Genomic DNA, 25684 nt, shown 5'->3' on the forward strand with positions numbered 1-25684 from the left:
GGAGCCGCACCATGCGCGCAGCCGTACTGCACGAGATCGGCCAGGACAAACTCGAAGTGCTCGACGACGTCGAGGCGGTGGGCTTCGGCCCCGGCAAGGTGCGGATCCGCGTGCGGGCCACCGGCCTGTGCCACTCCGACGTCTCCGCCATGAGCGGCGTCCTGCCGCAGCCCGCCCCCTTCGTCCCCGGCCACGAGGGCGCCGGCGAGATCCTCGACGTCGGCGACGGCGTCACCGGCCTCAGCCAGGGCCAGCGGGTCCTGCTCTGCTGGCTGCCCGCCTGCGGCAGCTGTCCGGCCTGCAAGCGCGGCCAGACGCAGCTGTGCCTGGCCGGCTTCATGAACGCCGGCACGCCCAACTTCAAGCGCCCCGGCGGTGACGTCTTCGGCTTCGCCGGCACCGGCACCTTCACCGAGGAGGTCGTCGTCGACGCGGGCTGCGCCGTCCCCATCCCCGACGACGTGCCCTTCGACATCGCCGCCCTCATCGGCTGCGGCGTCACCACCGGCCTCGGCGCCGCCGTCAACACCGCCAAGGTGGAGGCCGGTTCGTCGGTCGCCGTCATCGGCTGCGGCGGCGTCGGCATCTCCGCGATCCAGGGCGCCAGGCTCCAGGGCGCCGCCCAGATCGTCGCCGTCGACCCCGTCGAGTCCCGGCGCGAGGCCGCGCTGAGGTTCGGCGCCACCGAGGCGGTCGCCCCCGAGGCGCTCGCCGACGCCAAGCAGCGGATCACCGGCGGCGAGGGCTTCGACTACGTCTTCGAAGTCGTCGGCAGGTCCGCCACCGCCCGCACCGCGTACGAGACGACCCGGCGCGGCGGCACCCTCTGCGTCGTCGGCGCGGGCGCCCTCGACGACTTCCTCCAGCTCAACATGTTCGAGCTGTTCTTCGACGAGAAGCGGATCCTGCCCTCGATGTACGGGGGCGGGGACGTGCTCCGCTCGTACGAACGCGCCATCGCGCTCTGGCGGGCCGGCCGCATCGACCTGGAGTCGCTGATCACCCACCGGGTGCCGCTGGCCGGCATCAACGAGGCCCTGGAGCAGATGCGGACCGGCGCGGCCCTCCGTACCTGCATCGAGATCTGAGAGGACTCCGGTCATGTCACTGCCTCTTGAGGGGCTGAGCGCGATCGTCACCGGCGCCGGGCGCGGACTCGGCCGCGCCGAGGCCCTGGAACTGGCCCGGCTCGGCGCCGCCGTCGTCGTCAACGACTACGGGCAGCCCGGCCGCGACGGCTCGGGCGAGGCCTCCGCCGCGCCCGCCGAGGAGGTCGCGGCGGAGATCCGGGCGGCGGGCGGCCGGGCGGTCGCCCACCTCGGCGACGTCTCCGACTTCGAGACGGCACGGGCCCTGGTCGACCTGGCGGTCGCCGAGTTCGGGAAGCTGGACGTCCTGGTCAACAACGCGGGCATCCTGCGCGACCGGATGGTCTTCTCGATGAGCGAGGACGAGTGGGACTCGGTCGTACGCGTCCACCTCAAGGGCCACTTCAACACCACCCACTTCGCGGCGGTCCACTGGCGGGGCCGCGCCAAGGCGGGCGAGGCCGGCGTCTACGGCCGCATCGTCAACACCTCCTCGGAGGCCTTCCTCGCGGGCTCGGCCGGTCAGCCGAACTACGCGGCGGCCAAGGGCGGCATCGTGGGCCTGACCACCTCGTCGGCGCTCGCGCTCGCCCGGTACGGGGTCACGGTGAACGCGATCTGCCCCCGGGCCAGGACGCGGATGACCGAGGACGTCTTCGCGGCCATTCCAGCAAGCAAGGGGAGCGCCGAGCCGACGGCCGAGGGCGAGCTCGATCCGCTGTCCCCGGACCACGTGGCCCCGCTCGTCGGCTATCTGGCGTCCCCGGCGGCGGCCGGGGTCAACGGACAGCTGCTCGTCGTGCACGGCGGGATGGTGGCGGTCGTGGACCGGCCGAAGGTCTCGGCCAAGTTCGACACGGCCAAGGAGGCGTTCACGTACGAGGAGCTGGACTCCCTCCTGACCCCGCACTACGCGTCCCGCCCGGCGGGCGAGACCTTCGCGGCGACGGAGGTGCTGGGTCTGAAGAAGGGCTGAGCCACGGGGTGGCGGGACCCGTCGGAGGACGGGCGGTGGGGAAGGGCGAAGGGCCCCGGGGTGACCCCGGGGCCCTTCGTCTCTTCCTCAGTGCGCGTGGGCGTCGCCCTCGCGGCGGTGCCGGCCGTGCGGCGAGGACGTGGAGTCCTCCGCCGGGGACGCCTGACCGCGGTGCTTCCCGGAGCCGTGCGACTCCGTACCCTGCGTGCTTCCTTCGGACATGCTGGAACTCACCCCGTACGTCTTGCTCTTGCTGTGCGGCCGTGAGTCTAACGAGCCGGTCCGCGGTCCGTCAGAGGAGCCTGCTGCAAAGGCACCGGACGGCACACCCGGGGCTCCTCGACGACCACCGGCTCGGGCTCGGGCTCGGGCTCCGGCGGCATCTCCAGACCGGCGAGCCCGCACGGCACCTCGGCCGTCGCGTACGGCAGCCGCAGCACGCCCTCGGCCGTCCACACGCCCGCCCCGGCCAGCCAGCCCTGCGGCGCGGCCAGTTGGGCCATCCGGCGGGAGGAGGGCTGCCAGACGCCCACCCAGCTGCCGCCCGCCGCGTCGATCCGCAGCGCCACCGCGCAGCTCTCCGGCATCAACACCTGCCCCGGCTGCACCGCGAACGGCGTCACCGCCGCGTCGTCGAGCCGCAGGCACTCGGGGAACCGCACCGGCAGCAGGCTCCCGAGCACCCCCCAGCCGAGCCGGTCGTGCCCCGGCGCGTCGGAGCGGATCAGGAGCAGTCCGCTGTCCGGGTCGGCGAGCAGCAGCCGGTCGTCGCTCCCCTCGGTGATCTGGAGCAGCGGCGTCACCTCCCCGCCCCGTTCCAGGTCGACGGCGACCGCCTTCACCGGTCCGTCGTCGAGCCGCCGGTCGAGCGCGAGCATCCGGCCCGTGCGGTCCAGCCACACCCCGCCCGTGCAGCGGCCCCTGATCTCCGCCACCCGCTCCGGGCCGAAGGCGCCGCCCGCCACCAGCCACAGCGTCGTCGTGTCGGGGCCGACGCACATCGCGTACGCGCAGATGCCGTCCGGCGAGGGCGGGAGCAGCACCAGACGCTCGGAGCCGGGCGCCTCCACCGCGCCGAGGCGGAGCTCGCCGGTGGCCGGGCCGGTGGGGTACAGCAGCGAGAACGTGTTCCGTCGCCCGTCGACGCGGCGGGCGACGAGGACCCGGCCGTCCGCGAGGGGCAGCAGCCGGGTGCCGGGCTCCTCCGGCTGGTCGAGGGGGAGCGGCACGGCGTACGGCTCGGGGCCGTCGAGCGTCCACCTCTCCACGTACAGGGCGTCGCCCTCGCCCGCGAGCCTGGCCGCGTACGCGCCGTTGGCCGTGATCGTGAACCCTGCCGGCCGTGCCGCGACGGGGTCGCGGTCGCCGTCCTCGGCCGTGGTCTCGATGGCACACGCTGTCATCGACTCGTCACCTCCGGCGACGAAGCTAGTTTTCGCACTTCCAGCCGAACAACACGAGCAGGGTCACTTCACACATAAGGGTGGCCCTGCGGCGGTTCGGCTGAGGGGGAGGGGGCGGTTGTGCTGGAGTGGCCCATGGTGAGTAAGGTAAGGCGAACCTAAGTGGAGGTCTCGCCTCCGCTGGGCCGTGTCCGTACATCCCGCCGGGACGACCAGTACAGGAGCCCTCCCATGTCCCTCCGCCGCCGCGGCACCGCCGCCGCCGTCGCCCTCGCCGCCGCGCTCTCGCTCGCGGCCTGCGGAGGGGGCGACGGGTCCTCCGACCCCGCCAAGAAGGAGGACACGGCCAAGAAGAAGGACGTCGCCACCGGCGGCAAGGACTTCGGCGACGCCGCCGCCAAGACCGCGGCCATGGGCACCGACGCGAAGCCCGGCCAGTTCCCCCGCACCCTCACCCACGCCCTCGGGAAGACCGAGCTGAAGGCCGCCCCCAAGCGGGTCGTCGTCCTCGACGTCGGCGAGCTCGACAACGTCGTCTCCCTCGGCGTCAAGCCCGTCGGCTACGCCCCCTCCGAGGGCGACGACGGCATCCCCGCCTACCTCGCCAAGGACGCCGGCACCCCGAAGTCCGTCGGCACCATCAACAACCTCAACCTGGAGGCCATCGCCAACCTCCAGCCCGACCTCATCCTCGGCAGCCAGCTGCGCGCCGCCGACAAGTACGACGAGCTGTCGAAGATCGCGCCCACCGTGTTCTCCATCCGCCCGGGCTTCACCTGGAAGGAGAACTACCTCCTCAACGCCGCCGCGCTCGACAGGACCGCCGAGGCGAAGACGAAGCTCGCCGCCTACGAGACCAAGGCGAAGCGGCTCGGCACGGACATCGGCCCGGACAAGCCGACCGTCTCCATGGTCCGCTACCTCCCCGGCAAGATCCGCCTCTACGCCCGGGCCTCCTTCATCGGCACGATCCTGGAGGACGCCGGCCTGCCCCGGCCGAAGAACCAGCAGATCGACGAGCTCGCCGCCGAGATCAGCCCCGAGAGGATCGACGAGGCCGACGCCGACTGGATCTTCACCGGCGTCTACGGCGACGCCAAGGCCACCAAGAAGGACACCGCCCAGGCCAACCCGCTCTGGAAGAACCTCGGGGCCGTCAAGGCCGGCCGGGCCAAGGACGTCCCGGACGAGACCTGGTACCTCGGCCTCGGCGTCACCGCCGCGAACAGCGTCCTCGACGACCTGCGCGGCTACCTCGTGAAGTAGGGGCCATCTCGTGAAGCAGGCGGCGGCTACCCCGTGAAGCAGGCGGCGGCTGCCTCGTGAAGCAGACGGCGGACACCTCGTGAAGTAGCGGCGGAACCCCTGGTGCCGACGGCGCCAGGGGTTTTTCCGGCGGATACGACCGCGACCGCCGGCGGGGACGACCGCGACCGCCGGTCGAGGAACCCCGGCGGCGGCCCGCCGCATCCGCGAGAGCGGCGCCGGTTCAGGCGCAAAGAGGAGCCAGGTAGCCTTTCCCTCGTGCCCCGTCTGTCTGAAGTCATCGCCGAGCTCGACGCCCTCTGGCCACCGGAGCGAGCCGAGTCGTGGGATGCCGTCGGCACCGTCTGCGGCGACCCCGACGCCGAGGTCACCCGCGTCCTCTTCGCCGTCGACCCCGTCCAGGAGATCGCCGACGAGGCCGTCGCCCTCGGCGCCGACCTGATCGTCACCCACCACCCGCTCTACCTGCGCGGGACGACGACGGTCGCGGCCGGCCACTTCAAGGGCCGCGTCGTCCACACCCTGATCAAGCGGGACATCGCCCTCCACGTCGCGCACACCAACGCCGACACCGCCGACCCCGGCGTCTCCGACGCCCTCGCCGGCGCGCTCGACCTCCGGGTCACCGGACCCCTCGTCCCCGAGAACAACCTCGGCCGGATCTGCGAGCTCGACCGCCCCGAGACCCTCGCCGACTTCGCCGCCCGCGCGGCCGAACGGCTGCCCGCCACCGCCCAGGGCATCCGGGTCGCCGGCGACCCCGCCATGACCGTGCGCCGCGTCGCCGTCAGCGGCGGCTCCGGCGACAGCCTCTTCGACGCCGTGCGAGCCGCGGGCGTCGACGCCTTCCTCACCGCCGACCTGCGCCACCACCCGGTCTCCGAGGCCACCCAGCACTCCCCGCTGGGCCTGGTCGACGCCGCCCACTGGGCCACCGAATGGCCCTGGTGCGAGCAGGCCGCCGCGCAGCTCGACGAGATCTCCGACCGCCACGGCTGGGACCTCCGCGTCCACGTCTCGAAGACGGTCACCGACCCCTGGTCCTCCCACCACACCTCTCCTGGAGCCCCCAACTGAACGCCGCGCCCGCCGACCAGATCCGCCTCCTCGACGTCCAGGCCCTGGACGTCCGCCTCCAGCAGCTCGCCCACAAGCGCCGCTCGCTGCCCGAGCACGCCGAGATCGAGGCGCTGACCAAGGACCTCACCCAGCTGCGCGACCTGCTCGTCGCCGCGCAGACCGAGGAGAGCGACTGCGGCCGCGAGCAGACCAAGGCCGAGCAGGACGTCGACCAGGTCCGCCAGCGCGCCGCCCGCGACCAGCAGCGGCTCGACTCCGGCGCCGTCTCCTCCCCGAAGGACCTGGAGAACCTCCAGCGCGAGATCGTCTCCCTCGCCAAGCGCCAGGGCGACCTGGAGGAGATCGTCCTGGAGGTCATGGAGCGCCGCGAGGCCGTCCAGGAGCGCCTCGCCGAGCTGACCGAGCGGGTCACCGCCGTGCAGGCCAAGGTGGACGACGCCACCGCGCGCCGCGACGCCGCGCAGGGCGAGCTGGACACCGAGTCCGCCTCCGTCGCCAAGGAGCGCGAGCTCGTCGCGGGCTCCGTCCCGGCCGACCTGCTCAAGCTGTACGAGAAGCTGCGCGAGCAGCAGGGCGGCGTCGGCGCGGCCCGGCTGTACCAGCGCAAGTGCGAGGGCTGCCACATCGAGCTCAACATCACCGAGCTCAACGAGGTCCGCGCCGCCGCGGCGGACGCGGTCGTCCGGTGCGAGAACTGCCGCCGGATCCTCGTCCGCACCTCGGAGTCCGGCCTGTAATGCGCGAGGTCGTGGTCGAGGCGGACGGCGGCTCCCGGGGCAACCCGGGGCCCGCCGGCTACGGCGCGGTCGTCCTCGACCCGGCGACGGGGGAGACCCTCGCGGAGGCCGCCGAGTACATCGGCGTGGCCACGAACAACGTCGCCGAGTACAAGGGCCTCGTGGCGGGCCTGAAAGCGGCCCGGGAGCTCTTCCCGGACGCCCTCGTCCACGTCCGCATGGACTCCAAGCTGGTCGTCGAGCAGATGTCCGGCCGCTGGAAGATCAAGCACCCGGACATGAAGCCGCTCGCGGCCGAGGCGGGACGGGTCTTCCCGCCCGGCCGGGTCCGCTACGAGTGGATCCCCCGCGAGCGGAACAAGCACGCCGACCGGCTCGCGAACGAGGCGATGGACGCGGGCAGGCGGGGCCTTCAGTGGGAGCCCTCGGCCTCCACGGCGGCCCTGGACGCCACGGCCGCCCGCAACGCCGCGACCCCGCCCCCGTCGGGCCCGCCCGGTGACGCGACGGCGGGCGCGGCCAGAGCCCGAGCGGCGCTGACGGGCACGGCGGGGGGCACCGGCACGGGTACGGCCACGGCCGGTGGCGCCGGTACGGACCCGGGTGGCGGCCTCGGTACGGGCACGGGCTCGGGCGCCTGGCCGGCCGCGGTCTCGCGCCCGACGGCCCCGGACACCGCCCCGGACGACGGCCTGTCCGCCGAACCGGACGACGGCCTGTTCGCCGCGGAGGAGGCCGTCGCGGCCTCGGTTGCCTCGGGCGACTTCGAGGCCGAGGCGGGCGCGACGCCCACGGCGGGCAGCACCGTTCTCGCGCGAACCGGCGCCGCCGGCGCGTCCGCCCCCCGGCAGGGGTGGTCCGGGCCCGACATGGGGGCGCCCGCGACGTTCGTGTTGCTGCGGCACGGGGAGACCGCGCTCACGCCCGAGAAGCGGTTCTCGGGGAGCGGGGGGAGCGACCCCGAGCTGTCGGCGGCCGGGCTGCGGCAGGCCGAGGCCGTCGCCGAGGCGCTCGCCGCGCGCGGCACCGTCCAGGAGATCGTCAGCTCGCCGCTCGCCCGCTGCCGCCAGACCGCCGGTGCCGTCGCCGCCCGGCTCGGCCTGGACGTGCGCATCGAGCAGGGCCTGCGGGAGACCGACTTCGGCGCCTGGGAGGGCCTGACGTTCGGCGAGGTCCGCGCGCGGTACCCGGAGGACCTCGACGCCTGGCTGGCCTCGCCGAAGGCCGCGCCGACCGGCGGGGGCGAGAGCTTCGCGACCGTCGCCCGGCGCGTCGCCGCGACCCGGGACCGGCTGACCGCCGCGTACGCGGGCCGTACGGTCCTCCTGGTCACCCACGTCACGCCGATCAAGACCCTGGTCCGGCTCGCGCTCGGCGCCCCGCCGGAGTCGCTGTTCCGGATGGAGCTGTCGGCCGCCTCGATCTCGGCCGTGGCCTACTACGCCGACGGCAACGCCTCCGTACGGCTCCTCAACGACACCTCGCACCTGCGGTAGCCGTCAAAAGGGGTGGCGGCGGGACTCGGCCCCGTACCACCATCACCCGCATGACCTGGTCCTTCACCGACAGCGCCGCCGCCTTCCGGGCCGTCGCCGCCGAGCACCTCGCCGCCGACCCCGCCCGCAACACCGCCGTGCTCACGCTCGTCGACGGGGCCGGGCGGCTCGGCTGGTGGACGGAGGCGGACGGCACGGTCACCGGCGTCCTCGTGGTGGCCCGGCCCGGCGTGCCCGTCTTCGGGGCCGTGACGGAGGAGGCGGCCCGCGCGCTCGCCCTTCCGGGAGGGCTCCCGGACGGCGAGGAACCGACGGAGGCGCGCGGCGAGACGGCCGCCGTCGAGGCGTACGCGGAGGCCACCGGCCGCCCCTGGACCCCCATCGTCCGGATGCGGCTCTTCCGGCTCGGCGAGCCGGTCCCCCCGGACCCGGCCCCGGCCGGAACGGCGCGCCTCGCCACCGGGGCCGACGTGCCGCTCGTCGCCGCCTGGACGGGGGAGTACGCGAGGGCCGTCGGGGAGGAGCCCGCCGAGGACTACACCGGCTTCGTGACCGAGCGGATCTCCGAGGGACGGCTGTGGCTCTGGGAGGGGCCCGACGGCCGCCCGGTCTCGATGGCCGCCGTCTCCCGCACGACCGAGGGCCAGGTCCGCGTCCACCTCGTCCACACCCCGCCCGCCGAGCGCGGCCGGGGATACGCGGCCGGGGTCACCGAGGCGGTCGGCCGGGCCGCGCTCGACGCCGGGGCGGCGCAGGTCCTGCTCTTCACGGACCTGGCGAACCCCACCAGCAACGCCCTCTACCAGCGCCTCGGCTACCGGCCGGTGACCGACCACCTCCGCGTGGCGTTCACCGGGCTCACGCGCTGACCGGTCCCCGCAGCGCCGCCGCCCCGCGCGCCAGCGCCTCCACGCGCGCCCAGTCGCGGGCGGCGAGCGCGGAGGGCGGGAGCATCCACGTACCGCCGACGCAGCCGACGTTCGGCAGGGCCAGGTAGGCGGGGGCGGAGCCGGGGGAGATGCCGCCCGTGGGGCAGAAACGGGCCCGGGGGAGCGGGCCCGCGAGGGATTTCAGGTACGGGACGCCGCCCGCCGCCTCGGCCGGGAAGAACTTCATGTCCTCGACCCCGCGCTCGATGAGGGCCACGACCTCCGAGGCCGTCGAGACCCCCGGCAGGAACGGCACGCCGGAGTCCCGCATCGCGCCGAGCAGCCGCTCGGTCCACCCCGGGCCGACCAGGAACCGCGCCCCCGCCTCCACCGCGTCCGCGACCCCGGCCGCCGAGACGACGGTGCCCGCGCCGACGACCGCCTCCGGCACCTCGGCCGCGATCGCGCGGACGGCGTCGAGCGCGGCGGGGGTGCGCAGGGTGACCTCGATCAGCGGCAGCCCACCGGCCACCAGGGCCCGTGCCAGGGGCACGGCGTCGGCGGCGTCCTCGATCACGACGACGGGGACGACGGGGACGGCACGGCCCCCCGGGGCAAGCCCGAACACGCTCGTCATGGGCGTCATCCTGCCCAGGGCGAGCGTCACCCGCAACGGCCGTTGCGGAGGATGCAACGATGGTGTCAGTGGACCTCGTCCACGAGCACGTCGAGCGCCCCCGCCTTCCCGCCCTCCTCCACGACGTACCGCAGATCCCGCAGCGCCTCCACCAGCTCCGCCGGCGAACCCGGCTCCGCGCCCGCCTCCAGGAGGCTCCGCACGATCCGGCCCTTCGTCGCCTTGTTGAAGTGGCTGACCACCTTCCGGGTCGGCGCGTGCAGCACCCGCACCGTCGCCGTCCGGGCCGCGACCTCCCCCTTCGGCTTCCACGCCGACACGTACGCCGAGGAACGCAGGTCCAGGACGAGACCGTCCCCGGCCGCCTCCGGCAGCACCGAGGCCATCGCCCCCCGCCAGTGCGCGCCGAGCGCCCCGAGACCGGGCAGCTTCACCCCCATCGAGCAGCGGTACGACGGGATCCGGTCCGTCACCCTCACCGCGCCCCACAGCCCCGAGAACACCAGCAGCGAGCTCCCCGCCCGCTCCCGGGCCGCCGCGTCCAGGGTCGCCAGGCCCAGCGCGTCGTACAGCACGCCCGTGTAGATCTCCCCGGCCGGACGCGCGCCCGCCGTCCGCAGCTCCGCGTTCTTCGCGACCTCGCCGCGCAGCCCCTCGCTCAGGCCGAGCACCTCGCGCGCCTTCTCCTCGTCGGCGGCGCACAGCTCGACCAGCTCGTCCAGGACCGCCGCCCGCGCCTCCGCGAGCCCCGGCAGGGACAGCGACTCCGGCTTGAGCGGCGCCCCGCGCCCCGAGGAGGCCTTGCCTTCGGAGGGCGGCAACAGCACGAGCACGGTGGTTCTCCTTCGTCCGTACGGGGATGGGGGTGCGGCCCCGACGCCCCAGCGTACGAGGTCCCGACCCCCGCCCCCGCCCCCGTACGAGGTCCCGACCCCCGTCCCCGCCCCCGTACGAGGTCCCGACCCCCGTCCCCGCCCCCGTACGAGGTCCCGACCCCCGTCCCCGCCCCCGTACGAGGTGCCGACCTCCGTCCCCGCCCCCGTACGAGGACCCGGCCCCCGCCCCGCCCCCCCCGTACGAGGTGCCGCACCACGCCCCAGCTCATACGCTCGGTCCATGCCCCGCCGCCACCTCCACGTGACCGGCGCAGCCGAGGCTCCGCTGCGGGCCGCCCTGCGCGCACTCCGTACCGAGCTCGCGATCCCCGAGACCTTCCCGCCCGCCGTCCTCGCCGAGGCCGAAGACGCCGCCAAGAACCCCCGGCTCCCCCCGTACGACGCCACCGACCTGCCGTTCTTCACGATCGACCCGCCCGCCTCCACCGACCTCGACCAGGCCATGCACCTGGCCCGCCGGGCCGACGGCGGCTACCGGGTCCACTACGCCATCGCCGACGTCGCCGCCTTCGTGGCCCCCGGCGGCGCGATCGACGCCGAGGCCCACCGGCGCGTCCTCACCCTCTACTTCCCCGACGGCAAGGTCCCCCTCCACCCCGCCGTCCTCTCCGAGGGCGCCGCCAGCCTGCTCCCCGGCGAACCCCGCCCCGCCCTGCTCTGGCGCGTGGACCTCGACGCCGAGGGGCGGAGGGTCGCCACCGACGTCCGCCGCGCCCTCGTCCGCAGCCGCGCCAAACTCGACTACGCGGGCGCGCAGCGGCGGATCGACGACGGCACCGCCGAGGAACCGCTCGCCCTCCTCCGCGACATCGGCCGGCTCCGCGAGGCCCTGGAAGCCGAACGCGGCGGCGTCTCCCTCAACGTCCCCGAGCAGGAGATCGTCGAACGGGACCACACCTACACCCTCGAATACCGGGCCCCGCTCCCCGCCGACGGCTGGAACGCCCAGATCTCCCTCCTCACCGGCATGGCCGCCGCCGACCTCATGACCGCCGCCGGCACCGGCATCCTGCGCACCCTCCCGACCGCCCCCGACGGCGCCGTCGCCCGGCTGCGCCGCTCCGCCCACGCCCTCGGCGTCGACTGGCCGCACCACGTCTCGTACGCGGACGTGGTCCGCTCCGCCGACCCCACGAACCCGCGCCACGCCGCCTTCCTCCAGGAGTGCACCACCCTGCTGCGCGGCGCCGGCTACACCGTCTTCACCGACGGCCACGTCCCCACCCCGGCCGTGCACGCCGCCGTCGCCGACGAGTACACCCACGTCACCGCCCCGCTGCGCCGTCTCGTCGACCGGTACGCGGGCGAGCTGTGCGTGGCGGCCGTCGCCGGGGACGAGCCGCCCGAGTGGGTACGGGCCGCCCTGCCAGCGCTGCCCGACGAGATGGCCACCGGCGCCCGCCGCGCCAACACCGTCGAACGCGAGAGCGTCGACATCGTCGAGGCGGCCCTCCTGAAGGAACGGATCGGCGAGATCTTCGACGCGTACGTCATCGACGTGAAGGAACGCGAACCGGCCGTCGGCACCGTCCACCTGGAGGACCCGGCGGTCGTCGCCCGGATCGAGGGCGGCGCGACGAGGCTCCCCCTGGGCGAGTGGCTCCGCGTCAGGCTGTCGGAAGCGGACCCGGGGACGGCGAAGGTCCTGTTCGCGCCCGCGTGAGCGCGTCGTACAGGGCCCCGGGGTCGTCGGCGTGCAGACGGACCAGCCGTACGGGGCGGGGCGCGCCGAGCAGCCGGGGCGCGTCGACCGGGCCGGTCAGCTCGATCGTGACGGAGGTCTGGGAGCCGACGGCGAGGTTCAGCTCGCCCTCGGCCTTCTCGTGCGAGAAGCACAGCTCGCGGCGGACGGCCGCGATCCGGTCGAGCGGGACGGCCACGTCGACGTGCGCGGCCTGCCGCAGCCGCAGGACGTTCCCGGCGAGCGTGTGCGGGCGGGTCGCGGAGGCGGCGTGCAGCCCCAGGACGAACAGCACGGTGTAGACGTCCAGGACGAGGACGACCGCGTGGACGAAGGGCCACTCGGCCAGCAGGTACGACATGCCGACCGTCTCGACCAGGCACACGAACGCGAAGCCGTACATCAGCGCCGCCTGGTCCCGGGCGTGCGGGAACACCCCGTCCGCGCCCGCCACCCCGTGCGGCCGCCGCGCGACCCAGCGCCCCAGGCTCGCCATCAGGCGCAGCTCGTGCCCGACGAGCCGCAGCACGGGCTCGGGCACCAGCTCGGCCACGACGGCCCGCCGGGAGAGCCCGCGCCTCCGCAGCCGCACCCAGACGACGCCCTCGGCGGCGAGCAGCCCCAGGACGAGCCCCTCCCCGACGAGCGGCACGCCCCCGGGCATCCGTACGCCTCCCAGGAGGCAGACGAGGAGCACGAGCTCGGCGGGCAGCGCGGCGTACGCGACCCCGCGCAGCAACCGCAGCACCCGGCCGCGCACCACCGCGCCCCCGGCGCCACCAGCCACCTGCCCGGCCCCCACCAGGGTCTCCGGAACCGTCACGGCCCCTGGCCCCTCCACGGCCCCCGCCCCCGTCACGGCCCCCGCCCCCGTCACGGCGGCCCCTGGCCTCTCCACGGCCCCTGGCCCCTCCACGGCCCCCGGCTCCGTCGTGGCCCCGGGCCCCGTCACCGGACCGCTCGCCTCCTCCGGTCCCCGCGGTGTCCGTGTGTCCGTCATCGACTCGACCCCCCTCTTCCCTCCGGATCCCTTCTCCCCGGACCGGCGTCCCCCTCGTCCCCTCGTCCCCGCGCCAGCCCGATCGCCCGCCGCACCGCCGCCGACTGAGCCGGCGCCAGGTCCGCGAAGAAGGCGTCGGCGAGGCCGCCGGAGCCCTCCTCGGGCAGCTCCACGGCCATCCCGTCCGGCAGGACCGAGGCCAGGGCGCGAGCGGCCTCGTCCACCCGGGGATCGTCGGGCGTCACGTCGGCGAGGGCGTCGAGGAGCGCGTACAGCTCCCGCGCGCTGCCCGCCGCCCCGCGCATCAGCTCCATCAGCCGGGCCCGCTCCGCGTCGGGGACGACCGTGTCGAGCAGGGCCAGGATCTCCCGGTCCTTCGCCGCCATCGGGGACCCGGGCAGCTCGCCCACGCCCGCCAGCAGCGCGGCCAGCTCCGGCGACACGGGCCCCTCGGCGGGCAGGCGCCCCGCGCGGGCCTCGGCGAGGAGCGGGGCGAGGCGCTCCCGGCGCTCGCGGATCACCGCCTCCTGCCGGGCCAGGTCGTCCGCCAGCTCCTCCAGGACCTCCACGAGCTCCCGCCCCTCGTCGTCCGCGAGCACGTCCCGCACCTCGTCGAGCCCGAGCCCCAGCTCGGTCAGCCGCCGGATCCGGGCGAGCAGCACGGCGTCCCGCACCCCGTACTCCCGGTACCCGTTGGCCCGCCGCTCCGGCTCGGGCAACAGTCCCGACTGGTGGTAGTGCCGCACGGCCCGGGGGGTGACCCCGACGAGCGCGGCGATCTCGCCGATCCTCATGGGCCCAGTAGAAACCCTGACGCTGCGGCAGGGTCAAGCGGCCGCCGTCGCGCCAGGTAGCATGGTCGGCACGGCAGACGAGCCGGGCGGACGGCCGCGTGGAGATCCCCGGATCTCCCCGAGGAACGTCCGGGCTCCACAGAGCAGGGTGGTGGCTAACGGCCACCCGGGGTGACCCGCGGGACAGTGCCACAGAAAACAGACCGCCGGGGACCTCGGTCCTCGGTAAGGGTGAAACGGTGGTGTAAGAGACCACCAGCGCCTGAGGTGACTCAGGCGGCTAGGTAAACCCCACTCGGAGCAAGGTCAAGAGGGGACACCCCGGTGTCCCTGCGCGGATGTTCGAGGGCTGCTCGCCCGAGTCCGCGGGTAGACCGCACGAGGCCGGCGGCAACGCCGGTCCTAGATGGATGGCCGTCGCCCCGACGACCGCGAGGTCCCGGGGCACAGAACCCGGCGTACAGCTCGACTCGTCTGTCGGTGAGCCGGAGAAGGCCCCTGACCGAGCACCTTGCCCGGTCAGGGGCTCTTTTCTCGTGTCCGTGGTGTCAGGGCCGCCGGACCTCGAAGTGGAAGCAGCCGTACTCGACCGCCCGGACGTGCACCAGGGCCACCTCCGGGTCGGCGAAGGCCTCGGTGAGGGCCTGGTCGAAGCCGTCGGCGGGGGTCTCCGGCAGCTCCAGGAGGCGGCCTCCGACGATCCGGCCGGCCGCGTCGTAGCGGCGGAGGACGCGGAGCGCGCCGGGGCGGGAGAAGGGGTACGCCTCCGAGGGCGCGGGGCCGCCGCAGTCCTCGGCGTGGATGAAGACGGGGCCCTGCTCGTCGTAGGCGCCGGGCTCGGCACCGGTCTCGGCGGCCCAGCGGCGCAGCGGCGCGTACGAGACGAGGGCGATCCGCTCGCCGGGCGCGGAGGGCCGCAGGCAGCAGCGGAGGGGATCGCCGCCGTCGGTGGCGGTGTGCGGGACGCAGGCGCGGCCGGCGTCGTCGGTGACGCGCAGCTCGGCGAGCACGGCGGCGGGAACGGCGCGGGCGGTGTGGGCGGTGGCGGGGCGGGCGGTGGTCGTGTGGGTGCTCATGACGTCAGGGTGCCGAGGAACACCCCGTACCGCTGGCGCAATTCGGACGGCGTGCTGAGGCCTCCGACGTTCCGCGGGGGGAGTGTCAGAGGGCTCCGATACGGTCGGTCGACGAGCCGCTACGAAGGGAGCACGTCCCCATGAGCAACCGTTTCCAGGTCACCTTCGACGCCCACGATCCCCGCGCGCTGTCCTCCTTCTGGCGCGACGCGCTGAGGTACGTCCACCCCGGGCCGCCCGGGGTCGAACTTCCGGAGGGCGCCGATCCGTTGGCCGCCTGGGACGACTTCCTCGCGAGGATCGGCGTACCGGAGGCGGAGCGCAACTCCAGGTCCGCCATCGAGGACCCGGACGGGCAGGGCCCCCGCGTCTTCTTCCAGCGGGTGCCGGAGGACAAGGTCGCCAAGAACAGGGTGCACCTCGACGTCCGCGCCGCCCCCGGCCTCGTGGGGGAGGAGCGCATGGCGGCCCTGGAGGCCGAGTGCGACCGGCTCGTCGGCCTCGGGGCGAAGCGGGTGCGGCGCTTCGAGCCCGTCCCGCCGATGAGCGCCGGCCACATCGTGATGACCGACCCCGAGGGCAACGAGTTCTGTCTGGACTGAGCCGTCCGACCCTGGCCACGGGCGGCGAATCCGCAGGTCATACCCTGTGGGCGCTGAGACGTCATCAGGGAGGGGCAGGGTCGCGTGGGCGTGTCGCTGGACAAGGGTCCGGTTCGGGAGGAGCGGTGGTGGCGACGGCCCGGGTTCGTCGTCTTCTGCCTGTTCCTCGTGCCGCCGGCCGGCATGGTGCTGGCCTGGCGGACCCGCTGGTCGCCCGGTCGTAAGGTCCTCGCGACCCTCCTGTCCGCCGTCTGGTTCGTGGCGGTCGGCACCAGCGACCCGCCGGCGGACCGGCCCGCGGCGGCCGGTGCCGAGCCGCGGGTCACCGGCTTCCCGTCCTTCACCCCCTACACCCCGCCCACGCCCACCCCGACCCCGCTCGTGCGGCGGGTGGTCGCCGACTACACCGGGCAGAACCTGAAGGCGGCGAAGGACGCGGCGTACGAGGCGGGGTTCTGGGCGCGTTCGCACGACGCCACCGAGGACGACAGGACGCAGTTCGCCGACGGCAATTGGAAGGTCTGCTTCCAGGAGCCGGTGGCCGGGGAGACCACCACGACCCAGGAGGGGCGGCGGGGCCGGATCGAGTTCGCCGTCGTCGAGAAGGGCAGTCCCTGTCCGGCGCGGGACGGCGAGGCCGTCGTCTTCCCCAAGGTGCCGGACGTCGTCGGCAGGACCTTCGCGTCCGGTTCCGCGGTCCTCCGGAAGGCGGGCCTGACCGAGATCCGGGGCGACAGCGTCTACACGGACGTCGACCTGGCGGCCGGTCACGACGACTGGCGGATCTGCTTCCAGGACCCGGAGGCGGGCGAGGACATCGAGGACCCGCAGTACCTGTCCGTCCGGCTCTCCCTCGCACGTCCCGGCCTCTCCTGCCCGGGCGAGGACTACGCCCGGCTGCACCCGGACCCCGACCCGGACCGCCACGGCAGCGGCGGCGGTTCGGGAGGCTCCGGCTCGGGTTCCGGCGGATCCGACGGCGGCGGCCTCGCCTACTACAAGAACTGCGACGCCGTCCGCGCCGCCGGCAAGGCCCCCATCTACCGGGGCCAGCCCGGCTACCGCTCCGGCCTCGACCGCGACGGCGACGGCAAGGCCTGCGACTGGTCCTGACGGCCCGGAGACCGCTGTCGGGGGGACTTCACGGCCGGGGCGCCCGGAGACGGGCGCCCCGCGGGTGTACGGGTGGGGCATGACCATTCCCGTGAACAAGCTCAGCGACCCTGCCGTGCGCGCCTTCGTCACGGCCCTCAACGCCAACGACGAGTCCGCCCTCTTCGAGGCCCTGGCCCCCGACGCGACCATGTCCGACGACGGCTCCGACCGCGACGTGCGGCAGTGGCTCGACCGGGAGGTGTTCGCCTCGCGCGGGCACATGGACGTCCAGAGCGAGGCGGCCGACGGGCGCGTCCTCGTCGCCGACTACCGCAACGACACCTGGGGCGAGATGCGCACCAAGTGGGCGTTCACCGTCGACGGCGGAAAGGTCTCCCGGTTCGAGACCGGCCAGGCCTGACGCCCCTCCGGCCGGGGGGGGGGCCCCCCCCCCCCCCCCCCCCCCCCCCGCCCCCCCCCCCCGGGGGGGGGGGGCCCCCCCCCCCCCCCCCCCACGCCCGGCGCGGCGCCCCGCCCCCGGCCGGCGCACGTCGTGGGCCCTCAGCCCCGCCCGATGTACGGCATCGTCGTCGCCATCACCGTCGCGAACTGCACGTTCGCCTCCAGCGGCAGACCCGCCATGTGCACCACCGTCGCCGCCACGTCCGCCGCGTCCATCACCGGCTCCACCGCCAGCTCGCCGTTGGCCTGGAGGATGCCGGTCTGCATGCGGGCCGTCATCTCCGTCGCCGCGTTGCCGATGTCGAGCTGACCACAGGCGATCCGGTACGGCCGTCCGTCGAGGGACAGGGACTTCGTCAGGCCCGTCATCGCGTGCTTCGTCGCCGTGTACGCGATCGAGTGCGGGCGCGGCACGTGCGCGGAGATCGAGCCGTTGTTGATGATCCGGCCGCCCTGCGGGTCCTGCTCCTTCATGGTCCGGAAGGCCGCCTGGGCGCAGAGGAACGCGCCCGTCAGGTTCACGTCGACGACCGCGCGCCAGGTCGCCGGGTCCAGGTCCTCGACGGGGACGCCGCCGCCCGCGAACGTACCGGCGTTGTTGAAGAGCAGGTCGACCCGGCCCCAGTGGTCCCGTACGGACGCGAAGAGGGCCGTCACCTCCTCCTCGGAGGTCACGTCCGTCGGGACGGCCAGGAAGTCGCCCGCCGGGAGGGCCGCCGCCGTCTCCTCCAGGGCCCCGGCCCTGCGGCCCGCGAGGGCCACCGACCAGCCGGCCGCCGCGAGGGCCAGCGCCACGCTCCGCCCGATGCCCGAACCGGCTCCCGTCACCACTGCGATGCTCATGGGCGCGCAGCGTACGCGAGACGCGTGCCCCATGAACTCATCCGTCCGACACGTGGATGTTCTGTACTCGACAAGGAAAGGTCGCCCCGCCCCCCTCGAATGACGGAAGGACAGCATCCGTCTGGGGAGGGGCACATGGACCACGTACAGAACCACTCCGAGGAACTCCGCGCCGCCGCACGCCACTTCGGGCGCCGCCGGTTCCTCACCGTCACCGGCGCGGCCGCCGCGCTCGCCTTCGCCACCCAGCTGCCCGCGGCCGGCGCCGCGGCCGCCGCCGAGCTGGACGCCCGGCGCGTCACGGAGGACCCGTTCACCCTGGGCGTGGCCTCGGGCGACCCGCTGCCGGGCTCCGTCCTCCTGTGGACCCGGCTCGCGCCCCGACCCTTCGAGCCCGACGGCGGACTGCCCGACCGCCGGGTCCCCGTGCGCTGGGAGCTCGCCCGCGACGAGCGCTTCGCCCGGATCGTCCGGCGCGGCCTGGCCACCGCGCACCCCGAGTTCCGGCACGGCGTCCACGTGGAGGTCGAGCACCTCGACCCCGACCGCGCGTTCTTCTACCGCTTCCGCGTCGGCGACTGGGTCAGCCCGGTGGGGCGGACCCGCACCGCCCCGGCCCCCGGTGCCCGGAACACCGCCCTCAGGCTCGCCGCCGTCTCCTGCCAGGCCTACCACGACGGCTACTTCACGGCCTACGGCCACCTCGCCCGGGAGGACGTCAACGTCGTCTTCCACCTCGGCGACTACCTGTACGAGTACGCCGTGAACGCCACCGGCGGCGCCCGCGCCTACACCGACCGGACCCTTCCGGCCGTCTTCGCCCGCGAGACGATCACCCTGGAGGACTACCGGCTCCGCTACGCGCTCTACAAGTCGGACCCCGACCTGCGCGCCGCGCACGCCGCCCACCCCTTCGTCGTCACCTGGGACGACCACGAGACCGAGAACAACTACGCGGGCGACACCCCCGAGAACGACGTCCCGCCGGAGGAGTTCCTGCTCCGCCGCGCCGCCGCCTACCGCGCCTACTGGGAACACCAGCCCCTGCGCCGCCCCCAGCTGCCCGAGGGCCCCGACATGAGGCTGTACCGGCGGCTGCGCTTCGGGCGGCTCGCCCAGTTCGACATCCTCGACACCCGCCAGTACCGCTCCGACCAGGCGTACGGGGACGGCTGGCAGGTCCCGGGCCCCGAGTCCGAGGACCCGGCGCGCACCCTGACCGGCGCCGCGCAGGAGCGCTGGCTGCTCGACGGCTGGCGCGCCTCCACCGCCCGCTGGAACGTGCTGCCGCAGCAGGTGGTGTTCTCCGAGCGCCGCGACCGCCCCACCGCCGACTTCAAGCTGTCCATGGACTCCTGGGACGGCTACCCGGCCTCCCGGCAGCGGATCCTCGCGGGGGCCGAGGCCGCCGGCGTCGAGAACCTGATGGTGCTCACCGGTGACGTCCACGTCGGCTACGGCCTCGACATCAAGGCCGACTTCCGCGACCCGGGCTCCCGGACCCTCGGCACCGAGATCGTCGCCACGTCCATCGCCAGCGGCAAGGACGGCGCCGACCGGCCGTCGAACTACGCCAAGCTCATGCAGGCCAATCCGCACCTGCGGTTCTTCAACGGGCGCCGCGGCTACGTCACCGTCGAGCTCGGCGAGGAGAGCGCCCGCGCCGACTTCCGCACGGTCCCGTACGTGACCCGGCCGGGCGCCCCCGTCGCCACCGCCGCCTCCTACGTCACGGAGGTGGGCGACCAGGGCCTCAAGCCCGCGTAGCCGCGAGCTCGGAGGGGTAGCGGACGCCGACGCGGTCCCGTACCGCGTCGAGCGTCCGCATCACCGCCAGCGAACCCTCCAGGGGGACGAGCGGGGACTCCGTCTCGCCGGCGCGCAGGCAGCGCATCACCTCCGCCGCCTCGTGCCGGAAGGGGTGCGGGTCGTCCCCGTTCACGTACTCCTCCGGTTCCGCGCCGTTGCGCAGCAGGGTGAACCGCTCGGGGAAGAAGAAGCCGCGCGGGACGTCGATCCGGCCCTCCGTGCCCGTCACCGAGGCCGTCAGCGGGGTGTCCGCCTCCAGCGAGCAGGACAGCAGGGCCGAGGCGCCCGAGTCCCAGCCCAGCAGCACGCCCGTGTTCAGGTCGACGCCCTCCGGCGAGATCCGCGCGTGCGCGTGGACCGCCGACGGTTCGCCGAGCAGCAGCTGCGCGAACGAGACCGGGTACACGCCGAGGTCGAGCAGCGCCCCGCCGCCCACCGCCGGGTCCCGCAGCCGGTGGCCGGCGTCGAAGGGGCCCGCGATCCCGAAGTCGGCCTGGACGGTGCGGACCTCGCCGATCGCGCCGTCGCGCACGAGCCCGGCGATCCGCCGGACCAGCGGGTTGCAGTACATCCACATGGCCTCCATCAGGAAGAGGCCGCGGTCCCGGGAGAGCGTGACGAGTTCCTCCGCCTCGCGGGCGTTGAGTGTGAGAGCCTTCTCGCAGAGCACCGCCTTGCCCGCCTCCAGGGCGAGGCCGGCGGCCGTGCGGTGCGCGTGATGCGGCGTCGCCACGTACACCACGTCGACGGACTCGTCGGCGAAGAGCCCGGCCCACTCCCCGTACGCCCGCGGGATCCCGAACCGGTCCGCGAAGGCCTTCGCCGACGCCTCCGTGCGGGACGCCACCGCGACGACCTCGGCGTCGTCGAGCGTCAGCAGGTCCGTGGTGAACCGTTCGGCCATTCCGCCCGTCGCCAGGATCCCCCAGCGCACCGTCCTGTTCGCGTCCATTCCCACCCCATAGGTCTCGACCACGCCGGTCGAGCTGAGAGCATAGGCAAGGATTCAACGAAATGGAGCAGTCGATGCCGGAGAGCGGCCAGAAAGCAACACGAGGACACATAACCGAAACCACCCCGGTCGTCACCGCCGCCCGGCGGACGGGGCTCCTCGTCACCCTCGTCCTGGGCGGGCTCACCGCCCTCCCCCCGCTCTCCATGGACATGTACCTCCCGGCCCTCCCGGAGGTCACCGGCGCGCTGCGGGCCCCCGCCGCCACCGTGCAGCTCACCCTCACCGCCTGTCTCGCCGGCATGGCCCTCGGCCAGCTCGTCGTCGGCCCCATGAGCGACAAGTGGGGACGCCGCCGCCCGCTGCTCGCCGGCATGGTCGTCTACGTCCTCGCCACCGCCGTCTGCGCCCTCGCCCCCAGCGCCGAACTCCTCATCGGCTTCCGGCTCCTCCAGGGCCTCGCCGGCGCCGCCGGCATCGTCATCGCCCGCGCCGTCGTCCGCGACCTGTACGACGGCGTCGAGATGGCCCGCTTCTTCTCCACCCTGATGCTGATCTCCGGCGTCGCCCCGATCATCGCCCCCCTCATCGGCGGCCAGATCCTCCGGCTCACCGACTGGCGGGGCGTCTTCCACGTCCTCACCGCGATCGGCGTCCTGCTCACCCTCGTCGTCTGGCGCTTCCTCCACGAGACGCTGCCCCCCGAGCGGCGGCACGAGGGCGGGGTCGGACAGGCCCTGCGCACCATGCGGGGGCTCCTCGCCGACCGGGTCTTCACCGGCTACATGCTGACCGGCGGCCTCGCCTTCGCGGCCCTCTTCGCGTACATCAGCGCGTCCCCGTTCGTCGTCCAGGAGATCTACGGCGCCTCCCCGCAGACCTTCAGCCTGCTCTTCGGCCTCAACTCGATCGGGCTCGTCGCCGTCGGCCAGATCAACGGCAAGCTCCTCGTCGGCCGCGTCAGCCTCGACAAGGCCCTCGGCAGCGGCCTCGGCGTCATCCTGCTCGCCGCCGTGGCCCTGACCCTCATGACCAGCGGCGTCCTCGGCGAGGTCGGGCTCGCCCCGATCGCCGCCGGACTCTTCGTCCTGATGTCCGCGATGGGCCTGGCCATGCCCAACACCAACGCCCAGGCCCTCATGCGCACCCCGCACGCCGCCGGATCCGCCTCCGCCCTCCTCGGCACCTCCTCCTTCCTCATCGGCGCCGTCGCCTCCCCGCTCGTCGGCATCGCGGGCGAGCACACCGCCGTCCCCATGGCGGTCGTCCAGCTCGGCTGCGCCGTCCTGGCCCTGGCCTGCTTCCTGGGTCTCTGCCGGCCCTGGCGCACGACGGAGGACCGGACCGGCGGGCCCGCCTAGACTGACTCGGTGAACGCCTCAGCTCCCTCCGCCGACTCCCTGCGCGCCGCCCTCGCCGGGCTCCTCGACGGGCTGCCGCCCACCCGGGCCGCGCAGGCCGTCGAGCGGCTGATCGCCAACTACCGGGGCACCACCCCGACGGACGCCCCCGTGCTGCGCGACCGCTCCGACGTCGCCGCGTACGCCGCGTACCGGATGCCGGCGACCTTCGAGGCGGTACGGGGCGCCCTCGACGCCCTCCGGGAGGCCGCGCCCGACTGGGCGCCGCGCACCCACACCGACGTCGGCGGCGGCACGGGCGCGGCGAGCTGGGCCGTCGCCGAGGCCTGGGAGGAGGAGCCGCCGCGCACCACCGTGCTCGACTGGGCGGAGCCCGCCCTCGCGCTCGGCCGCGAGCTGGCCGACGGCGTCCTGGACGCGGAGTGGCGGCGCGAGCGGATCGGCTCCGCCCTGAGCCTCGCCGACACCGACCTCGTCACCGTCTCGTACGTCCTCAAGGAGCTGACCGAGGCGGACAGGACGGCGCTCGTCACCGAGGCGGCCCGCGCCGCGCGGGCCGTGGTGATCGTCGAGCCCGGCACGCCCGACGGCTACGAGCGGATCATCGCGGCCCGCACCCTGCTGATCGACGCCGGCTTCACCGTCGCCGCGCCCTGCCCGCACAGCGGGGCCTGCCCGATCGTGCCCGGCACGGACTGGTGCCACTTCTCCGCCCGGGTCAGCCGCTCCTCGCTGCACCGGAAGGTGAAGGGCGGGTCGCTGGCGTACGAGGACGAGAAGTACGCGTACGTGGCCGCGACCAGGTTCCCCGTGACCCCCGCCGCCTCCCGCATCACGCGCAGGCCGCAGATCCGCAAGGGGCAGGTGCTCCTGGAGCTGTGCGGTCCCGACGGGCTCGCCCGCGACACGGTCACCAAGCGGCACGGGCCCCTGTACAAGCAGGCCCGTGACGCGGAGTGGGGCGACTCCTGGCCGCCGGAGGAGGGCCTCTAGGGCCGCAGCTCCTGGGTGCAGCACTTCACGCTGCCGCCGCCCTTGAGGAGTTCGCCCAGGTCCATGCCGACGGGTTCGAAGCCCCGGGCGCGGAGGGGCTCGAAGAGGCCCACCGCGGCCTGCGGGAGCAGGACGTGCCGGCCGTCGCTCACCGCGTTGAGCCCGAGGGCCGCCGCGTCCTCGCCGGTCGCGATCAGGGCGTCCGGGAAGAGCCGGGCGAGCACCGCGCGGCTGCCGGGGGAGAAGGCGTCCGGGTAGTACATGACCTCGTCCCGGGCGTCGTCCAGGACGCACAGCGCCGTGTCCAGGTGGTAGTAGCGCGGGTCCACCAGCTCCAGGCCGATCACCGGGCGGCCGAAGAACTCCTGCGCCTCGTCGTGGGAGAGCGGGCTGGAGCGGAAGCCGCGGCCGGCGAGGATCCAGGAGGCGGTGACGGCGAAGTCGCCCTCGCCCTCGTTCACGTGCTCCGGCACGCGCACGTCGTCGTCCGCCCAACCGTTCCTGCGGAACCAGGAGACATGGGCGTCGGCCTCGCGGGCCCGCTCCGGGTGGGCGAACTTCGCGCCGAGCACCCGGCCCTCGACGACCGTCGCGCCGTTCGCCGCGAAGACCATGTCCGGCAGGGCCGGGTCGGGCTCCAGGAGCTCCACGGTGTGCCCGAGCGAGCGGTAGCGGTCGCGCAGGTCCTCCCACTGGGCGAGGGCGAGCGGCAGGTCGACCGGTTTCGTGGGGTCCATCCAGGGGTTGATGGAGTACGTCACCGTGAAGTGCGTGGGTGGGCACATCAGATAACGGCGGGGCGAGGACGTGCGCGGAGTGGGGCGCAATGGAGCCTCCTCACGGAGAACGGTGGGTGATCGGTTGACGATCGGAGGACCCATGGTCCGCTCTCGGCGGCCTCCGCGCTGTGGACCGTTCGGGTGGTTCGGACCCGCTCGAGTGGCGAGACGTCTCGTCTCGCCTGCTGCTAGATTGGAGCCATGCCCGAGACCAGGCCCGCCAAGGCCGCCCCCGACGCCTCCCGCCGCAGCGAGCGCTCCCGCCGCGCCATCTTCGACGCCGCCCTCGCCCTCGTCTCCGAGACCGGCTACGCGAAGACCACCATCGAGGGCATCGCCGCCCGCGCCGGCGTCGGCAAGCAGACCATCTACCGCTGGTGGCCCTCCAAGGCGGCCGTCCTCCTCGACGCCTTCCTCGACCTCGCCGCCCGGGCCAACGAGGCCCTGGGCGGCGATGCCAACAGTGAGATCCCCGACACCGGGGACCTCGCCGCCGACCTCAAGCTCGTGCTGCGCGCCACCGTCGACGAGCTGACCGACCCCGCCTTCGACGGCCCCACCCGCGCCCTCGCCGCCGAGGGCGTCGTCGACCCCGAGCTCGGCGCCCGCTTCACCGAGGCCCTGCTCGAACCCCAGCTCCGGCTCTACGTCCGCCGCATCGAGGCCGCTCAGGCCAAGGGCGACATCGACCCGGGGGTCGATCCCCGCGTCGCCGTCGAACTCCTCGTCGGCCCGCTCCACCACCGCTGGATCCACCGCACCCTGCCGCTCACCCACGCCTACGCCGACACCCTCGTCGACCTCGCCCTGCGCGGCCTCGCCCCCCGTCCCTGACCCCCTCCCGGCCCCCGCTCCCGCGCCTCGGGGGCACCCCGGTTCCGCACTCCGGTCACCCGGGGCGCAGGATGGTGGGACCATGGGCAGAGCCGAACGGGCGAGCATGAGGTGTGAGGGGATAGATGGGCGACGGCATCGGCCGCTACCGCGGCACGGAGAGCAGACTCGCACAGTGGCTGCGCAGGCGCCCCAAACGCACCGCGGCCCAGGACGAGAACGACCGCGAGAAGCTGCTCCTGGCCGTCGCCGCCGCCGGGCTGCCCCTGGCCCCCGCCGCGTACCCCGTGGGCTACAGCTGCTCCTGTGAGCGGATCGGCTGTCCCACCCCCGCCCGGCACCCCGTCTCCTTCGCCTGGCAGACGCAGTCGACCACCGACCGCGCCCAGATCGAGCGCTGGGCCCGCAACGAGCCCGAGGCGAACTTCGTCACCGCCACCGGCATGGTCCACGACGTCCTCGACGTCCCGCTGGCCGCCGGCCGCGCCGCCCTGGAGCGCCTCCTCGCCGAGGGCGTGGAGGTCGGCCCCGTCGCCGAGTCCGCCGACGTCGACACGGTCGGCGGGCGGATGCTCTTCTTCACCGCCACCCGCGGCACCCCCGAGGACGAGGACGAGTGGTGGCCGTGCGAGCTGGACTGCCACCCCGAGACGATGGACGAGCACCCGGGGCTGCGCTGGCACTGCCGCGGCAGCTACGTCCTCGTCCCGCCGGCCCGGCTGCCCGGGGACGAGGACGCCCACCCGGTCGTCGCCTGGGTCCGCGGCCCCGAGCACCCGCTGCCCGACCCGCTGAACCTCCTGGAGGCCCTCCAGGACGCCTGCGCCCGCCACGCGGCCGAGCGCGAGGCGGACGGGGACGGGGAGCACACGGCCCACGAGATCGCCTGGCCGCTGACGCGCTGAGCCCGCACGGGGACGGCGGGAGAAGGGGAGGGCCCGGCCCGCCTTCCGGG

26 protein-coding genes and 1 other RNA gene are annotated in these 25684 nt (G+C 74.5%); 17 read left to right on the forward strand and 10 right to left on the reverse strand.

Features of this window, described 5'->3' with window-relative positions:
* The first annotated feature begins 11 nt into the window (after nt 1–11).
* Nucleotides 12–1088 (forward strand): Zn-dependent alcohol dehydrogenase, encoded by a 1077-nt coding sequence (locus ACIGW4_RS23230; protein ID WP_359589971.1) that lies wholly within the window; start codon nt 12–14, stop codon nt 1086–1088.
* Between the two features lie 13 nt (nt 1089–1101).
* Complete coding sequence (locus tag ACIGW4_RS23235) at nt 1102–2064, forward strand: 3-oxoacyl-ACP reductase (protein WP_398710828.1); 963 nt, start codon at nt 1102–1104, stop codon at nt 2062–2064.
* An 87-nt stretch (nt 2065–2151) separates the two neighbouring features.
* On the opposite strand, the gene ACIGW4_RS23240 is transcribed toward ACIGW4_RS23235, so the two are convergent.
* Nucleotides 2152–2286, reverse strand: coding sequence for a hypothetical protein (locus ACIGW4_RS23240; protein WP_260174325.1), 135 nt, complete (start codon nt 2284–2286; stop codon nt 2152–2154).
* Between the two features lie 47 nt (nt 2287–2333).
* On the reverse strand, nt 2334–3467 hold the full coding sequence (locus tag ACIGW4_RS23245) for a hypothetical protein (RefSeq protein ID WP_123451779.1): 1134 nt from the start codon (nt 3465–3467) through the stop codon (nt 2334–2336).
* Between the two features lie 231 nt (nt 3468–3698).
* Here ACIGW4_RS23245 and ACIGW4_RS23250 point away from each other — a divergent pair, with 231 nt between their 5' ends.
* The 5 genes from ACIGW4_RS23250 (at nt 3699) to ACIGW4_RS23270 (ending at nt 8915) form a co-directional block, all read left to right on the forward strand.
* Entirely contained in the window at nt 3699–4733 is a 1035-nt protein-coding gene (locus ACIGW4_RS23250; RefSeq protein ID WP_123451777.1) for an ABC transporter substrate-binding protein, read from the forward strand.
* A 258-nt stretch (nt 4734–4991) separates the two neighbouring features.
* Nucleotides 4992–5810, forward strand: coding sequence for a Nif3-like dinuclear metal center hexameric protein (locus ACIGW4_RS23255; protein ID WP_123451775.1), 819 nt, complete (start codon nt 4992–4994; stop codon nt 5808–5810).
* Nucleotides 5807–6550: a zinc ribbon domain-containing protein gene (locus ACIGW4_RS23260; protein WP_185094751.1), complete on the forward strand. Its 744-nt coding sequence runs from the start codon at nt 5807–5809 to the stop codon at nt 6548–6550. The genes ACIGW4_RS23255 and ACIGW4_RS23260 overlap by 4 nt, the downstream gene beginning before the upstream one ends.
* Nucleotides 6550–8046, forward strand: a complete 1497-nt coding sequence (locus ACIGW4_RS23265; RefSeq protein ID WP_398710830.1) for a bifunctional RNase H/acid phosphatase — start codon at nt 6550–6552, stop codon at nt 8044–8046. Before ACIGW4_RS23260 ends, ACIGW4_RS23265 begins: the two co-directional genes overlap by 1 nt.
* Nucleotides 8047–8096: 50 nt before the next feature.
* Nucleotides 8097–8915 (forward strand): GNAT family N-acetyltransferase, encoded by an 819-nt coding sequence (locus ACIGW4_RS23270; protein ID WP_123451771.1) that lies wholly within the window; start codon nt 8097–8099, stop codon nt 8913–8915.
* On the opposite strand, the gene eda is transcribed toward ACIGW4_RS23270, so the two are convergent.
* A complete protein-coding gene (gene eda, locus ACIGW4_RS23275; protein WP_359589976.1) occupies nt 8905–9552 on the reverse strand; it encodes a bifunctional 4-hydroxy-2-oxoglutarate aldolase/2-dehydro-3-deoxy-phosphogluconate aldolase in 648 nt (215 codons plus the stop codon). The genes ACIGW4_RS23270 and eda overlap by 11 nt on opposite strands.
* Nucleotides 9553–9617: 65 nt before the next feature.
* Complete coding sequence (gene yaaA / locus ACIGW4_RS23280) at nt 9618–10385, reverse strand: peroxide stress protein YaaA (protein ID WP_123451767.1); 768 nt, start codon at nt 10383–10385, stop codon at nt 9618–9620.
* A 283-nt stretch (nt 10386–10668) separates the two neighbouring features.
* Here yaaA and ACIGW4_RS23285 point away from each other — a divergent pair, with 283 nt between their 5' ends.
* On the forward strand, nt 10669–12111 hold the full coding sequence (locus tag ACIGW4_RS23285; protein ID WP_399582625.1) for an RNB domain-containing ribonuclease: 1443 nt from the start codon (nt 10669–10671) through the stop codon (nt 12109–12111).
* On the opposite strand, the gene ACIGW4_RS23290 is transcribed toward ACIGW4_RS23285, so the two are convergent.
* Together ACIGW4_RS23290 and ACIGW4_RS23295 are read right to left on the reverse strand one after the other, a co-directional pair.
* On the reverse strand, nt 12056–12952 hold the full coding sequence (locus ACIGW4_RS23290; protein WP_398710833.1) for a hypothetical protein: 897 nt from the start codon (nt 12950–12952) through the stop codon (nt 12056–12058). The genes ACIGW4_RS23285 and ACIGW4_RS23290 overlap by 56 nt on opposite strands.
* A 173-nt stretch (nt 12953–13125) precedes the next feature.
* Nucleotides 13126–13923 carry a MerR family transcriptional regulator gene (locus tag ACIGW4_RS23295; RefSeq protein WP_399582627.1) on the reverse strand — a complete coding sequence of 266 codons (798 nt, stop codon included), beginning with the start codon at nt 13921–13923 and terminating at the stop codon, nt 13126–13128.
* Between the two features lie 78 nt (nt 13924–14001).
* On the opposite strand from ACIGW4_RS23295, the gene rnpB reads away from it, so the two are divergent.
* An RNA gene (gene rnpB / locus ACIGW4_RS23300) (RNase P RNA component class A) lies at nt 14002–14400 on the forward strand.
* Between the two features lie 71 nt (nt 14401–14471).
* Here rnpB and ACIGW4_RS23305 read toward each other — a convergent pair.
* On the reverse strand, nt 14472–14999 hold the full coding sequence (locus ACIGW4_RS23305) for a DUF1203 domain-containing protein (protein ID WP_399582629.1): 528 nt from the start codon (nt 14997–14999) through the stop codon (nt 14472–14474).
* A gap of 140 nt (nt 15000–15139) precedes the next feature.
* Here ACIGW4_RS23305 and ACIGW4_RS23310 point away from each other — a divergent pair, with 140 nt between their 5' ends.
* From ACIGW4_RS23310 to ACIGW4_RS23320, 3 genes are all read left to right on the forward strand, one after another.
* A complete protein-coding gene (locus ACIGW4_RS23310; RefSeq protein ID WP_398710836.1) occupies nt 15140–15601 on the forward strand; it encodes a VOC family protein in 462 nt (153 codons plus the stop codon).
* Between the two features lie 84 nt (nt 15602–15685).
* Complete coding sequence (locus ACIGW4_RS23315) at nt 15686–16714, forward strand: excalibur calcium-binding domain-containing protein (RefSeq protein WP_359589981.1); 1029 nt, start codon at nt 15686–15688, stop codon at nt 16712–16714.
* Nucleotides 16715–16793: 79 nt separating this feature from the next.
* Nucleotides 16794–17117, forward strand: a complete 324-nt coding sequence (locus ACIGW4_RS23320) for a nuclear transport factor 2 family protein (protein WP_123451755.1) — start codon at nt 16794–16796, stop codon at nt 17115–17117.
* 140 nt (nt 17118–17257) lie between these two features.
* On the opposite strand, the gene ACIGW4_RS23325 is transcribed toward ACIGW4_RS23320, so the two are convergent.
* Nucleotides 17258–18034, reverse strand: coding sequence for an SDR family oxidoreductase (locus ACIGW4_RS23325; RefSeq protein WP_399582631.1), 777 nt, complete (start codon nt 18032–18034; stop codon nt 17258–17260).
* Between the two features lie 102 nt (nt 18035–18136).
* Here ACIGW4_RS23325 and ACIGW4_RS23330 point away from each other — a divergent pair, with 102 nt between their 5' ends.
* Nucleotides 18137–19768 (forward strand): alkaline phosphatase D family protein, encoded by a 1632-nt coding sequence (locus ACIGW4_RS23330; RefSeq protein WP_399582633.1) that lies wholly within the window; start codon nt 18137–18139, stop codon nt 19766–19768.
* Here the strand turns inward: ACIGW4_RS23330 and ACIGW4_RS23335 are convergent.
* Entirely contained in the window at nt 19755–20762 is a 1008-nt protein-coding gene (locus tag ACIGW4_RS23335; protein ID WP_398710839.1) for a Gfo/Idh/MocA family protein, read from the reverse strand. The genes ACIGW4_RS23330 and ACIGW4_RS23335 overlap by 14 nt on opposite strands.
* Nucleotides 20763–20836: 74 nt before the next feature.
* On the opposite strand from ACIGW4_RS23335, the gene ACIGW4_RS23340 reads away from it, so the two are divergent.
* Together ACIGW4_RS23340 and ACIGW4_RS23345 are read left to right on the forward strand one after the other, a co-directional pair.
* A complete protein-coding gene (locus ACIGW4_RS23340) occupies nt 20837–22123 on the forward strand; it encodes a Bcr/CflA family multidrug efflux MFS transporter (protein WP_399582653.1) in 1287 nt (428 codons plus the stop codon).
* Between the two features lie 9 nt (nt 22124–22132).
* A complete protein-coding gene (locus tag ACIGW4_RS23345; protein WP_359589985.1) occupies nt 22133–23116 on the forward strand; it encodes a small ribosomal subunit Rsm22 family protein in 984 nt (327 codons plus the stop codon).
* Here the strand turns inward: ACIGW4_RS23345 and ddaH are convergent.
* Nucleotides 23113–23943 (reverse strand): dimethylargininase, encoded by an 831-nt coding sequence (gene ddaH, locus ACIGW4_RS23350; protein WP_359589986.1) that lies wholly within the window; start codon nt 23941–23943, stop codon nt 23113–23115. The genes ACIGW4_RS23345 and ddaH overlap by 4 nt on opposite strands.
* A 153-nt stretch (nt 23944–24096) precedes the next feature.
* Between ddaH and ACIGW4_RS23355 the strand changes: the two genes are divergently transcribed.
* Complete coding sequence (locus ACIGW4_RS23355; RefSeq protein WP_123451743.1) at nt 24097–24729, forward strand: TetR/AcrR family transcriptional regulator; 633 nt, start codon at nt 24097–24099, stop codon at nt 24727–24729.
* Nucleotides 24730–24854: 125 nt separating this feature from the next.
* A complete protein-coding gene (locus ACIGW4_RS23360; protein WP_399582636.1) occupies nt 24855–25634 on the forward strand; it encodes a bifunctional DNA primase/polymerase in 780 nt (259 codons plus the stop codon).
* Nucleotides 25635–25684 lie beyond the last annotated feature (50 nt).

This window comes from Streptomyces sp. NPDC053513, from assembly GCF_044544765.1.
GTDB lineage: Bacteria > Actinomycetota > Actinomycetes > Streptomycetales > Streptomycetaceae > Streptomyces > Streptomyces litmocidini.

Excerpts from the sequence above, each read along its gene's own strand:
- ACIGW4_RS23310 (WP_398710836.1), top strand. The coding sequence starts at position 15,140 with ATGAGCAACCGTTTCCAGGTCACCTTCGACGCCCACGATCCCCGCGCG.
- ACIGW4_RS23320 (WP_123451755.1), top strand. The coding sequence starts at position 16,794 with ATGACCATTCCCGTGAACAAGCTCAGCGACCCTGCCGTGCGCGCCTTC.
- ACIGW4_RS23270 (WP_123451771.1), top strand. The coding sequence starts at position 8,097 with ATGACCTGGTCCTTCACCGACAGCGCCGCCGCCTTCCGGGCCGTCGCC.
- ACIGW4_RS23265 (WP_398710830.1), top strand. The coding sequence starts at position 6,550 with ATGCGCGAGGTCGTGGTCGAGGCGGACGGCGGCTCCCGGGGCAACCCG.
- ACIGW4_RS23235 (WP_398710828.1), top strand. The coding sequence starts at position 1,102 with ATGTCACTGCCTCTTGAGGGGCTGAGCGCGATCGTCACCGGCGCCGGG.
- ACIGW4_RS23330 (WP_399582633.1), top strand. The coding sequence starts at position 18,137 with ATGGACCACGTACAGAACCACTCCGAGGAACTCCGCGCCGCCGCACGC.
- ACIGW4_RS23355 (WP_123451743.1), top strand. The coding sequence starts at position 24,097 with ATGCCCGAGACCAGGCCCGCCAAGGCCGCCCCCGACGCCTCCCGCCGC.
- ACIGW4_RS23230 (WP_359589971.1), top strand. The coding sequence starts at position 12 with ATGCGCGCAGCCGTACTGCACGAGATCGGCCAGGACAAACTCGAAGTG.
- ACIGW4_RS23305 (WP_399582629.1), bottom strand. The coding sequence starts at position 14,999 with ATGAGCACCCACACGACCACCGCCCGCCCCGCCACCGCCCACACCGCC.
- ACIGW4_RS23240 (WP_260174325.1), bottom strand. The coding sequence starts at position 2,286 with ATGTCCGAAGGAAGCACGCAGGGTACGGAGTCGCACGGCTCCGGGAAG.
- eda (WP_359589976.1), bottom strand. The coding sequence starts at position 9,552 with ATGACGAGCGTGTTCGGGCTTGCCCCGGGGGGCCGTGCCGTCCCCGTC.
- ACIGW4_RS23340 (WP_399582653.1), top strand. The coding sequence starts at position 20,837 with ATGCCGGAGAGCGGCCAGAAAGCAACACGAGGACACATAACCGAAACC.
- ACIGW4_RS23360 (WP_399582636.1), top strand. The coding sequence starts at position 24,855 with ATGGGCGACGGCATCGGCCGCTACCGCGGCACGGAGAGCAGACTCGCA.
- ACIGW4_RS23335 (WP_398710839.1), bottom strand. The coding sequence starts at position 20,762 with ATGGACGCGAACAGGACGGTGCGCTGGGGGATCCTGGCGACGGGCGGA.
- ACIGW4_RS23245 (WP_123451779.1), bottom strand. The coding sequence starts at position 3,467 with ATGACAGCGTGTGCCATCGAGACCACGGCCGAGGACGGCGACCGCGAC.
- ACIGW4_RS23295 (WP_399582627.1), bottom strand. The coding sequence starts at position 13,923 with ATGAGGATCGGCGAGATCGCCGCGCTCGTCGGGGTCACCCCCCGGGCC.
- ACIGW4_RS23325 (WP_399582631.1), bottom strand. The coding sequence starts at position 18,034 with ATGGGGCACGCGTCTCGCGTACGCTGCGCGCCCATGAGCATCGCAGTG.
- ACIGW4_RS23250 (WP_123451777.1), top strand. The coding sequence starts at position 3,699 with ATGTCCCTCCGCCGCCGCGGCACCGCCGCCGCCGTCGCCCTCGCCGCC.
- ACIGW4_RS23285 (WP_399582625.1), top strand. The coding sequence starts at position 10,669 with ATGCCCCGCCGCCACCTCCACGTGACCGGCGCAGCCGAGGCTCCGCTG.